The following is an 11,517-nucleotide window of genomic DNA, read 5'->3' on the forward strand; positions in this document are numbered from 1 at the left end:
CGGAAACTGTCGTCCCGACTAGCGTGGCGGATGCGCCGGCGGCGGCAGGTTTTGCAGCCGCCGCTCCAGGAAGCGCAACTCGTTGGCGTCGGTGATCTGTCCGCTCGACAGCAGCGCGCCGATCAGCGCCCGCGTGGCCTCGGCCTGGTCCATGTCCTCCAGCACGAACAACTCCAGTTCGCGCGCCCAGGCCGGCACCTGCGGGCCGGTGGCATGCAGCCGGATCGCCTGCGCGTAGCGGCGCGCCAGCGGCAGGTCGTGCAGCCGGTGCTGCGCCACCACGACCGCGTGCGCCAGCCACGGCCAGCGCCGGTCCGGGTCCTCGCCGAAGCGCTCGTAGACCAGCTCCAGCATCTGCCGCACCCGCGCCGGATCGCCGACCGCGCCGTACACCTCGCTGGCGGCCAGCAGCGGATACTGGCTGCGCGGATCGAGCTCCAGCACGCGCTCCAGCCACTGGCGGATGCGGCCGTAATCGAGGTCGCGCCAGGCGATGGCGACGCCGGCCTGGTCGTCGTGGCCCTGCACATACAGCATCAGCAGCCGCGACAGCGCCAGCGGATCGCCCAGGCTGGCCAGCCGCAGCGCGGCCGGCGACGGCGCCGGCGGCAGCGTCTCGGCTTGCGCGCGCGGTGGCGGCCGGCTGGCCTGCCAACCCAGCTGCAAAACCAGCGCCGCCGCCAGCAGCCAGCGCACGGCCGGCGGCACAGACGACAGCGGACGGGCCGGCGCGTTCATGGGGTCTTCCGGTCCAGGCCGAACAGCACGGCGGCCAGCGGCAGGCGCACGGCCCGTGGCACGGATGACGGCGGGCGGGGCGGCGTGTTCACAGGTTCTTCCGGTACAGGTCGAACAGCGCGGCGGCCGTCAGCAGGCCCACCGCCAGCGCGGTCTGCGCCGCCACGTTGGCCAGGTCGGCCAGGCCACCGGTGTGGTACAGCAGCCACTCGGTGCGGGTGAAGGCGTCCAGGTGCGGCAGCAGCAGCGCCAGCGCGTCGATGCCGCGCGTCAGCCAGCGCTGGCCGGCGTCGGCCTGGGCGGCGCCGGCGTGGCCCAGCAACTGCAAGGTGCCCAGCACGCGCGCCAGCAGGTAGAAGGCGCCGGCCGCCGTCAGCGCCGGCAGGGTCTGGCTCAAGGTCAGCGAGCACAGCAGGCTGAAGGCGGCCACGATCCACAGCTCGCCCAGCAGCGAGGCGGCCCACAGCGCGGCCTGGCCGGGCGGCGCGAAGGCCAGCGCCACCGCGCCGAACAACAGCGCCGGCAGCAGCGCCAGCGCGGCGAAGCCGGCCAGCTTGCCGAACACGTACACGGCGCGCGGCAGGGCCAGCGCCAGCAGGAGCTCGGCGCCCTTGTCGGCCGCCTCGCGCGCCATGCTGCTGACCACGAAGGTGGCGACCAGGAACACCGCCGCCAGCCGCAGCACCGCCGCCAGCAGCGCCGCCTGCAGCTGGCGGCTCTCGGTCAGCGCCAGCTGGCCGAGGAAGCCGCCGGCGCACACGGCCGCCGCCAGCACCAGCAACAGCAGCCACAGCAGGCGATTGCGCAGCGCCTCCAGCAGCGTGTAGCGGGCGATGACCAGCGCGGCGGTCATGGCAGCTTCTGCGCCGCGACCATGCGGTTGTACAGGATGTTGGGCGAGAGCCAGACCACGATGTCGTCGAACGGACCGCCCGGCGCGGTGGCGGTGTCGGTGGCGTAGCGGCTGACGAACTGGGTGTCGGAGCCGGCGTTGATCCGCTCGTCGCTGTTGTTGGTGGCCGTGTTGGCGATCAGCCCGCCCAGCTCGTTGCTGGCGCCGTAGCCGTTCTTGCCGTGCGAGACGATCACCGCCGGGATGTCGTTGACGCCGGTGGCCGCCACCAGCTGGCCGGTGGCGTCGCGCGTGGCGACGGTGATGTCGCGCGGTGTGCGCAGGGTGAACAGCGCGCCGCTGTCGCTGAAGGCCGGCGTGACGCTGTAGCGGAACAGATGATTCCACCCGTCGAGCTTGCCCAGGCCCAGCGTGGCCCAAGGCAGGTAGCCGCTGCGGCGGTCGCCGGCGCAGCGGTTGCCGTCGCGCGCCTCCAGGCCGTTGCTGGCCGAGATCGCCGGGCAGGGCAGGTAGCCGTTGCGGAGCGCGAAGCCGGTCAGCGCCTCGCGCGCGTCCTCCATGGTTTTCTGGGTTTCCGTGATCTTGCGCTGCTCCAGCTGCATGCTCAGCGGCGTGAGCAGGCCGCCTATCATCAGGCCGACGATGACCAGCACGATCGCGATTTCGACCAGCGTGAAGCCGGATTGTCTGTGTTTCTTCATGGCGTAGGCATGGATGGATAAGGGAGGCGCCGGCTAGCGGCCGATTTCCTGCACGCTGCCATTGTCGGGGTCGTAGCTTTGGCCGGGTTTCATGATCAGCCGCCGGCCGGACGACAGCCGCAGCGACACCGCCGTCCCCGGCCCGGCCTTGACGCCGCCGGTCTGCGGCACCTGGTTGATCCAGACGGTGGTGCGCCCGCTGCTGCCGCGCAGCACGCCGCTCAGCTGGACGGCGGACGAGGCGGGCGGAGCGGCCGCATCGGTACCGGCGGGCGGCGCCTCCGGTGGCGGCATGGCGCCGGGCGCGGCACCGGCGACGCCGGCCTGGGCCTGGTCGGCCGCGCCGGGCATGGCGGAGGCGGTGGGACCGGCCGCGCGCTGGCGGTCGAGCGCCTCGCGTTCGGCCGGCGTGGCGAACAGCCGGCCCAGCGCCACCTGCTGGGCCGCCACTTGCGGGGCCGCCGCCAGCGTAGCCAGCAGCAGGGCGCGGATCAGCGAAGTCGACTTGGTCATCACGAACCTTTCTTGCGCACGGCGGCGTTGAGCGCGGCGGACGGCGCCAGCGTCAGCCAGTTGAGCTTGCAGTCGGCGCCGATGGTCGGCGTGTTCGGCACGTTCTGCAGGCCGCCGACGCGCTTGAGCGTGCATTCCTGCACCGCGTAATAGCCGCGCTGGCGCAGGTCCTCGAGGAAGTTGAACAGGTCGCCTTCATGCAGCAGCTCCATGCGCAGGTTCATGCGGCTGCCGCGCAGCGCGTAGTCGCCCAGCGGCAGCGGCGCGTCCAGCTTGACGGCCTGCTGCGGCTCGATCTCGTAGCTCAGCGGCGGCAGCTTGCGGCGCTCCTGGATCTGGCGGATCTGCTCGACCCAGTCGAGGCGGTTTTCCTCGCCGATCAGGCCCTGGCTGCGCAGCAGCGCGAACCGCGGCTGGAAGGCGCGGATCTCGCGTTTTTCGGTCTCCACCTGGGCGAAGCGCTGGCGCGCGGCGTCGCGCGTCTGCAGCGCCTGCAGGCGGTTTTCCTCGGCGTGGTTGACATACCAGCTGCTGGCGAACACGGTCGCCACGCCGATGGCGAGGGCGCCGGCGGCCATCACCACGGCCAGCCGGATCAGCGCGAACTCGCGCAGCCAGTACGGCAGCGGCCTGGCGGCGCGGACCGGCTTCTTGCTGAAGGGGGCGGGGGAGGCGTTCATGGCTGCCAGGTCAGGTTGAGGATGAAGCGGGCCTTGGTCTCGACGCCGCCCACGGGCCCGCCGCCGGCCTTGCCGCTGAGCTTGACGTTGGAGCGGGTGTCGACCGGCTGCTGCACGATCTCCACCGCCATGCGCGGCTGGCGCGCCAGTTCCTGGGTGAAGGCGTTCATGCTGTTGACCACTTCGCGGTAATTATCCGGCGGCACCATGATCTCCGCCTCCAGCCGCAGCGCCTGCGGCACCTTGCCCGGCAGGCCCAGCATCAGCGACGAGATCGGCTCCGTCGCCGTGCCCGGCGCGGTGCTCATGAAGCCGGTGGTTGGTTCGGCCGGCGCGGCTGGCGTGGCTGGCGGCGTGATCTTCCAGTCCAGCTGGACCACGCGGATCTGCGGCACCTTGTCGAGCGCCGCGCTCAGGTGCGTCATCAGCGGCAGCGGCTGCGGCCCCTGGCGCACCAGCAGCTGCGCCACCGTGACGGCGGCCTTCATGTTGGCGGTCTTGTCGATGGCCGGCGTCATGGTCGACAGCGCGGCGCGGTAGCGGTCGTCATATTGCCTGGCTTCCGCGACCATGGCATCGGTGGCCGAGGTGGCCTCGACATAGCGCCAGATGTCGACGCCCAGCCAGACCAGGGTGCCGGCCGCCAGCACGGCGCTGGCGCTGAACAGGGCCAGCCGCGCGCGCCACAGCTGGAAGTAGCGGCGCGCCTCGCCCAGCGAGTACTGGCTGGCCGGACGTTCGCGGCCGAGCAGGGTGAGCAGCAGGGTGTCGGCCAGCTCCGGCGCCTGCGGCAGGCCGGTGCGTTCGGCCGCGGTTTCCATCGATTCAAAATGGTAGGCCGTCTCGGGCCCGTCCTGGCACTGCGGCTCGAGCCGGTCCAGCGTCTCGTCCGGCGCCAGGATCACCGTGTGCAGCACCTCGCCGCGCCCGATCAGGCGGGTGCTGGTGAGGAACTGCTGGGTTTTGGCGGTCTCGCGGGCGACGTCGACCGGGGCGCCGTCGCGGTCCACCGCCAGGGTCAGGCGCGAGAACTTCAGCTGGCCGTCGAGGAAATAGCTCTGGCGCAGGCCGGCCGATTGCTGCGTGACCAGCAGCAGGCGCTGGTCCGCCAGGCCCAGCTTGCGCACCAGCGAGGCGGTCATCAGCGTAGTGGAGTACAGCCCGGCCAGCGGCGCGCGCAGCAGTTCCAGCGCCTCCACCCACGGCTGCACCAGCGCCGGATTGGTCAGCGCGCTGAGCAGGGCGATGTCGTCCTGGCGGCCGTCCGCCTCGCGGCCCTGCACGCGCACGTAGCGGTAGGGCGTCTCGCGGTATTGCTGCAGCAGGCGGCGCGCCAGCAGGCGGCGGCCCGAGCGGCCCGTCACGTGCGGCAGCGTGATGCGCTGGAAATCCTCCTCGATCAGGTCGACCATCAGGTAGACCGGGCCGTACGGCCGCGCGTCCAGGTCGTCCATGAAGGCGTCGACGCCGGCGCGGTCGTTGGGATAGCGCGTGGGCTCGCCGAGCACGCCCTTGTGCCACGGGTAGGCCCACACGAATTCGCTGCTGAGATAAAGTAAATGGCTGTGCAACACGGCGGCCTCAGGGTCGGATCTTGGAGATGGTGTCGTAAATCGGCCCCAGCACGGACAGCATGATCCAGCCCAGCAGCAGGCCCAGCACCACGGTCATGGCCGGCTCTATCATCGCCTGCACCTTCTCGATCATTTCCTTCACTTCGCGGTTGTAGAAATAGCTGACGTTGCGCAGCGCGCCGTCCAGCGCGCCGGTGGCCTCGCCCACCTTGAGCATGCGGATCACCAGCGGCGGGAAGATGCCGGTGTTCTGGAACGCCGCCGTCACGCTCTGGCCTTCCGAAATCAGCTGGGCCGCGCGGCGCAGCCCGGCCGCCACCATCCTGTTGCCGACAATGCCCTCGGACAGCCGGATGCATTCGAGGATGGTGATGCCGGCGCCGTACATCAGCGCGAAGAAGGTGGCGAAGCGGGCCAGGATGATCTTGTGCTGCACCGGGCCGATCATCCAGATGCGCAGCTTGAAGGCGTCGAAGTTGTAGCGCGCCTGCTCGCTGCGCGCCAGCCAGGCGCGGCCGCCGAAATACGCCGCCACCGGCAGCGCCAGCAGCACGTACCAGTAGTTGATGAAGATGTCCGAGACGAAGATCAGCGCCTTGGTGTGGAAGGGCAGCTCGTTGCCCATGTTCTTGATGAAGGCGGTCAGCTGCGGCACCAGGTAGATCATCAGGAAGGCCACCACGCCCAGGATCACCACGCCGACAAACAGCGGCTTCATGACGATCTTGCGCGACTGCGAGGCCAGCTCGTCCTGCCACTTCAGGCTTTCCGACAGGTTCAGGAACACCTCGGAAATCTTGCCGGTGCGCTCGCCGGCCGTGATCAGGCTGGTGAAGGTCTTGTCGAACACGTCCGGGTAGGCCTCCAGCGCGGCCGACAGCTGCAGGCCGCCCTCGATGTTCTCGATCAGGTCGGTGATGATCTCGCGGAAGCGTGGATGGTCCATGCTGTCGCGCAGGTCGTTCAGGCCCTCCAGGATGGGCACGCCCGCGCCGGTCAGCTGCTCCATCTGGAAGCAGAAGTTGATCAGGTCCTTGCGCGTGATGTCGCGCCGGCCGATGGCGGCCAGCTTCTGGCGCGAGACCTGGCAATCGATCAGGTCCAGCTCCATGCGGTGCAGGCGCAGCTCCAGGTCCGGCTCGTTGAGCGCGTCCATATTCCCCAGCAGCAGCTGGCCGCTGGCGTCCATGGCGCGGTAGAGGTATTGGGGCATTAGCTCAGCCTGTCCGTCAGGTCGACCACGCGCGACACTTCCTCCAGCGTGGTCACGCCCTCGCGCACGCGGCGCAGGCCGTCGTCCACCAGCGAGCGCACGCCGGCCGCGGCGGTGGCGTTCTTCAGCTCGCGCGAGGAGGCGCGCCGCGCCACCATCTCGTCAAGCTGCGGCGTCATCTTCAGCAGTTCCATGATGGCCAGTCGGCCCTTGTAGCCCTGGTGGCCGCAACGCTCGCAGCCGACCGCGCGGTACAGCGTGAACGGCGCGGCGTCCTGGGGCAGACCGAGCAGGCGGCGCTCCAGGTCCTCGGCCGGGTAGGCCTCGCGGCAGTGCGGGCACAGCCGGCGCACCAGGCGCTGGGCGATGATGCCGATGATGTTGCCGGCCATGATGTCGGCCACCACGCCGATGTCGAGCAGGCGCGAGATCGAGCCGATCGCCGAGTTGGTGTGCAAGGTCGAGTACACCTGGTGGCCGGTCATGGCCGCCGCGAACGCCATCTCGGCGGTCTCGCGGTCGCGGATCTCGCCGACCAGGATGATGTCCGGATCCTGCCGCATCATCGAGCGGATGCCGTCGGCAAAGCCCATCTTGGCGGACTCGTTGACGGCGGTCTGGCGGATCATGTTCATCGGATACTCGACCGGGTCCTCCAGCGTCATGATGTTGACGCTCTCGGTGTTGATGTGGTTGAGGATGGAATACAGCGTGGTGGTCTTGCCCGATCCGGTCGGGCCGGTCACCAGGATCACGCCGTCGGGACGGGCGATCATCAGCTTCAGCAGGTTGAGCTCGTTTTCCTCCAGGCCCAGGCCGTCCAGCGGCACGATGCCTTTCTGACGGTCCAGCACGCGCAGCACGAAGTTCTCGCCGTGCGTGGTGGCCTGCGCCGAGGCGCGGAAATCGATCTGGCGGCCGGAGAACTTGATCGAGATGCGGCCGTCCTGCGGCGCGCGGGTCTCGGCGATGTTCATGCCGCTCATCACCTTCAGGCGCACGGCCATCGCCGGCCAGTACGATTTGTGCAGGCTGCGGATCTGGCGCAGGATGCCGTCGATGCGGTAGCGGATGCGCAGGAACGATTGCTCCGGCTCGAAGTGCAAATCGGAGGCGCCGTTCTGCACGGCGTCGGCCAGGATGGCGTCGATCAGGCGCACCACCGGCTGGCTGTACTCGTCCGAGGTGCTGCCCAGGCTGGCGTAGTTGACCTCGCCCGTTTCGATCTCGTGCAGGATGCCATCAATTGATAACTCGAAGCCGTAGTACTGGTCGATCGCGCGCTGGATGTCGGAATCGTTCACCAGCAGCGGGCTGATGGTGATGCCCTTGACCAGCATGGCGCTGATCTGGTCCAGCGCGACGATGTTGCTGGTGTCCGACATGGCCAGGATCAGGTTGTCCGTGGCGCGCTCGTACACGATGGGGAACACCTTGTAGCGCTTGGCCACGTCCTTGGGGATGAGCTTGAGCGCGATGGCGTCCACCACCAGGCTGGTCAGGTCGGCGCTCTGCTGGTTGAGGTTTTCCGACAGCGCCATGCGCACCGTGGCCTCGGTCACGAAGCCCAGCGTGATCAACAGTTTTCCCAGCGGTTCGCTGCTGCGTTTCTGCTCGATCAGCGCGATGCGCAGCTGGTCCTCGCTGATCACGCCTTTCTGGATCAGCAGCTTGCCGAGCGGGAGTTTGACTTGTTCTGCCATGGATCTCTTATTGTTGTTTGGCCGGCGCGCTCAGCTCGTGCATGCGCGCGCGCAGAGCGTTGCGGTCGAACGCGGCGGCGCGGTCCTGCGCCAGCGCCAGTGCGCGCTGGTAGTACTTCAGGGCCAGCTTGGGCTGGTTCAGGCGGTCCAGCCCGATCGCCAGGTTGTAGGCGTAGTCCGGATTGTCAGGCATCGCGGTGTAGGCGCGGAAGTAGGCTTGCTGCGCGTCGGGCCAGCGGCCTTGCTGCGCCTGCAGGTTGCCGAGCGCGAACAGCACCGGGCCGGCGTCCGGATTGGTGCCGAGGATGGCGCGCAGCCGCGCCTCGCTCTGGGCGGCGTCGCCCTGGCGCACGCCGACCAGGCCGGCCACGGCGGTGGCGTCGTTCGGATCGAGTTCGAGCAGGCGCAGGTAGTAGCCCGCCGCCTGTTCGCCCTGGCCCTTGCGCGCGGCCAGCGTGGCCAGGCCGAGCAGGGCGTCGCGGCTGGTCGGGCTGTCGCGCAGCGCGGCCTCGTACTGCTGCTGGGCTTGCGCCAAGTCGCCGCTGTTGAGCGCCTGGTAGCCGTTCTCCAGCGCCGGCGCCACCACTTGCCGCTTGCTGGCGCGGGCCACGCGAATGTCGGTGTTGTCCGGCGCGGTGATCGGCGGCAGGCGGTCGGGGCGGGGCGCGTTCAGCTGCGCCATCTGGGTCTGGATCAGTTGTTGCGACGCGGCCAGCGCCTGTTCGGCGGCGCTCAGGCGGCGTTCCAGTTCCTCGCTGCCGGCGCGGGCGGCCGGCGGCGCGATGGCTGCGGTGTCGGCCAGCGCTGCGTCAGTTGCGGCTGCGGCGGCGTCCGGCGCCACGGCGACCTTGACCGGGGTGGCGCCGGTGGCGCCGATCGGCGGCATCGGCACCGGCGGCAGGCGCGAGCCGGCGCCCGGCGCGGCGATCGCCTGCCAGTAGTAATAGCCCATGCCGGCCACGACCAGCACCAGCAGCGCGACCCAGCCGATCAGGCGCAGGCGTTCGCGGTCCAGCCCGGCGGATTCGGAGGGCACGGTGGCCGCCGCCGCGGCGCGCGCGCGGGCGGCGCCGCGCAACGGGGCGGCTTGCTCGGCCTTGTCGGCGCGCGGCGCGCCGGCGGCCGATTTGGCGGCGCCGGCCTTGGCGGCGGACGCGGAGGCAGGCGCAGCGGCGGATGCGGCCGTGCTCGCCGACGAGTGCGCCGTGGCGGACGCAAACGCTGGAGCGGCTGTCGTCGCGGCTTCGAACGCCATCGTGGCGCCCGAAGCGGGCGTTGTCGCCGCTCCAGATGCCATCGCGGGTGCGGGCGCCGGGGCGGCTGATGTCGCAGGTTCGAACGCCATCGCCTGCGCGGCGGACGGCGGCGCCGACGGATCGGGCGCCAGGTCCAGCGTCAGGCCGGCGGTGCGGTGGTCGCTGGGCGCCGGCAGCGGGTCGGGCGAGGGCTGCAGGCTGGCCTGCGGCGCGGCCGCGATCGGCTCGAGGCTGAGGCCGGACATCGGCTCCAGGTCCAGGCTCAGGCTGGTCCTGGCCGGCGCCGCCGGTTCCGGCGTCAGCGCCAGCACCTCGTCGAACGCCTGCGATGGCTTGTCGGTGGCGTCGTCATCGGCCGCGCTTTGCTTGGCCCGCTCAGCCTTCTTGAGCGCTTGCATCAGGAGACTCATGATCCGTTCGCCTTGGCAGGGGCGGCGGCCGGCGTGGCCGCGCCATAGGGAGTGCTGTCCGGCTTCTCGCTCGGCAGCAGGTAACGATAGTCCTTGTAGTCGCCGTTGACGCTGGCGTCCTTGACCACCACCGGCCGCATGAAGATCACCAGCTCGGTCTTGCTGGTGTTCTCATTGCGGTGGGAGAACAGGTCGCCGATCAGCGGCACGCTGCTCAGGCCGGGGATGCCGCTCTTGGCGTTGTCGACCGAGTCCTGCATCAGCCCGCCCATGACGGCGATCTGGCCGCTCGACACCTTCATCAGCGATTCCAGCTCGCGCGCCTGGATCACCGGCACCTTGCTGACGACGTTGGCCTTGGCCAGGTCCGGATTCGGGTCGTTGACGTAGTCGACGATGCGGGTGATGGTCGGCCGCACGTTGAGGGTGACCTCGTCGCTGTCGGAAATCTGCGGCGTCACGCTCATGACGAAGCCCACAGGCACCGTCTCCAGGTGCGATTCATAGGTGGCCGGCGAGATGATGGTGCCGTTCAGGTCGCGCACCGCCGGCGTCACCTTGAGCGAGAAGAAGACATTGTTGTCGACCACCTTGAGCAGCGCGGTCTGGTTGTTGAGCACGCTGATCTTGGGGCTGGACAGCACCTTGACCTTGCCGAACGATTCGAGCAGCTCGATGGTGGCGGCGATATTGCCCAGCCGGCTGGTCGGATTGGTGTAGTTCATCACGAACACGCCGGGATTGGTGGCGGTGGGCAGCGTGACCGCGCCGAGCGCGCCCTGCGTCAGCTTGAGGCCGCCCTTGGCCAGCGACTGCCAGTTGATGCCTTGCTGGTACTGGTCGCTCAGGCGCACCTCGATGATGGTCGCCTCGATCAGCACCTGGCGCTTGGCCGCGCCCAGCACCACGTCGAGGAATTCGCGGATCTTCTCGTGCTGGCGGGCGGTCGCGCGCACGGCGATCAGGCCGCCCTCGGCGTTGACGATGACCGAGCTGCCGCGCTGCGCTGCGCCGCCGGACTTGCCGCCAAAGCTGGCGGCGTCGAAGCCGGCCTGCTGCTGCCCGTTCTGCGGCGCCGCGGCGGGCGTGCCGGTCGGTGCCGCGGCCAGCGGATCGACCGGATTGTCGGCCAGGTTGGAGGCGCGCAGCATGTCGCGGATGTTCTTCTCCAGGCTGTACCAGAAGTTGTTGTCGGAACGGTTGTTGACCACGGTGGTCGAATTGTTGTTGCCGTTGCCGCCCGCGCCGTTGTTGGCCTGCGCGGCCTGCTGCTGTTGCTGCTGACCCTGGCCGCCGGCGGCGGGCGTGGTGTTCACGACCGGGCTGGCGGAGCTGCCGCCGCCGGTGGTCGAGATCTGGGTGGCGATGTTGACGCTGCTGGTGGTGCTGCGTGCGATGTTGACGTAGTCCACCTTGTAGTTGCGCCACTCCGGCGTGTCCGGCAGGACCGTCAGCGTGCCGCCGTTGATTTCATAGCGCATGTCGACCTGGCGCTGGATGCGGTTGAGCAGCTGCGGCAGCGTCTGGTCCAGCGCGTTCAGCGTGACCGTGCCCTCGATGCCCGGATGGACGTCCACGTTCAGGCCGGCGTCGCGCGCCAGCGCGAACAGCAGCGACTGCACCGGCACCTTGTGCACGGTCACGCTGTAGGTCTCGACTTTGGGCGCGGCGGCCGGCGGCGGCAGCGCGGCGCTCTGCTGTACCGGTTCCGGGATCGACCCGGCGGGACGCGGCGCTTCCATGATGTGGGTCGGCGAATTGGGCAGGGGATGGGTCGCGCAGGCGCTCAGCAACACGCTGCACACCATAGGCACGATGGGGGAGGCGAGTTTTTTCATTGATTCTTTCCGGCCCGGAGGGAATGCACGATGTTGTG

The 11,517-nt window shown here is 69.7% G+C and carries 10 protein-coding genes; all 10 read right to left on the reverse strand.

Translation table 11 applies throughout. From position 1 onward, the window contains the following. Positions 1–18: 18 nt before the first annotated feature. The 10 genes from ACUJB0_RS19640 to mshL all read right to left on the reverse strand — a co-directional run bounded on the left by ACUJB0_RS19640 (position 19) and on the right by mshL (position 11,479). Positions 19–738, reverse strand: coding sequence for a hypothetical protein (locus ACUJB0_RS19640; RefSeq protein ID WP_444846685.1), 720 nt, complete (start codon positions 736–738; stop codon positions 19–21). 88 nt (positions 739–826) lie between these two features. After that, the gene (locus ACUJB0_RS19645) at positions 827–1,591 is read right to left on the reverse strand and encodes an ABC transporter permease (RefSeq protein WP_444846686.1); all 765 of its coding nucleotides are present in this window, start codon (positions 1,589–1,591) and stop codon (positions 827–829) included. Beyond that, positions 1,588–2,292: a type II secretion system protein gene (locus ACUJB0_RS19650; RefSeq protein ID WP_444846687.1), complete on the reverse strand. Its 705-nt coding sequence runs from the start codon at positions 2,290–2,292 to the stop codon at positions 1,588–1,590. The genes ACUJB0_RS19645 and ACUJB0_RS19650 overlap by 4 nt, the downstream gene beginning before the upstream one ends. Before the next feature lie 33 nt (positions 2,293–2,325). Next, positions 2,326–2,805, reverse strand: a complete 480-nt coding sequence (locus tag ACUJB0_RS19655) for a hypothetical protein (RefSeq protein ID WP_444846688.1) — start codon at positions 2,803–2,805, stop codon at positions 2,326–2,328. Continuing rightward, complete coding sequence (locus tag ACUJB0_RS19660; protein WP_444846689.1) at positions 2,805–3,485, reverse strand: PilN family protein; 681 nt, start codon at positions 3,483–3,485, stop codon at positions 2,805–2,807. The genes ACUJB0_RS19655 and ACUJB0_RS19660 overlap by 1 nt, the downstream gene beginning before the upstream one ends. Next, the gene (locus tag ACUJB0_RS19665) at positions 3,482–5,059 is read right to left on the reverse strand and encodes a hypothetical protein (protein ID WP_444846690.1); all 1,578 of its coding nucleotides are present in this window, start codon (positions 5,057–5,059) and stop codon (positions 3,482–3,484) included. The genes ACUJB0_RS19660 and ACUJB0_RS19665 overlap by 4 nt, the downstream gene beginning before the upstream one ends. A 7-nt stretch (positions 5,060–5,066) precedes the next feature. Further along, complete coding sequence (locus ACUJB0_RS19670) at positions 5,067–6,272, reverse strand: type II secretion system F family protein (protein WP_161093299.1); 1,206 nt, start codon at positions 6,270–6,272, stop codon at positions 5,067–5,069. Further along, positions 6,272–7,975, reverse strand: coding sequence for a GspE/PulE family protein (locus ACUJB0_RS19675; RefSeq protein ID WP_444846691.1), 1,704 nt, complete (start codon positions 7,973–7,975; stop codon positions 6,272–6,274). The genes ACUJB0_RS19670 and ACUJB0_RS19675 overlap by 1 nt, the downstream gene beginning before the upstream one ends. A gap of 7 nt (positions 7,976–7,982) precedes the next feature. After that, a complete protein-coding gene (locus ACUJB0_RS19680) occupies positions 7,983–9,641 on the reverse strand; it encodes a tetratricopeptide repeat protein (RefSeq protein ID WP_444846692.1) in 1,659 nt (552 codons plus the stop codon). After that, positions 9,638–11,479, reverse strand: a complete 1,842-nt coding sequence (gene mshL / locus ACUJB0_RS19685) for a pilus (MSHA type) biogenesis protein MshL (protein ID WP_444846693.1) — start codon at positions 11,477–11,479, stop codon at positions 9,638–9,640. Before mshL ends, ACUJB0_RS19680 begins: the two co-directional genes overlap by 4 nt. Positions 11,480–11,517: the final 38 nt, after the last annotated feature.

The sequence above is a fragment of the Duganella caerulea genome (assembly GCF_040362985.1).
Taxonomy (GTDB): domain Bacteria; phylum Pseudomonadota; class Gammaproteobacteria; order Burkholderiales; family Burkholderiaceae_D; genus Rugamonas; species Rugamonas vulcania.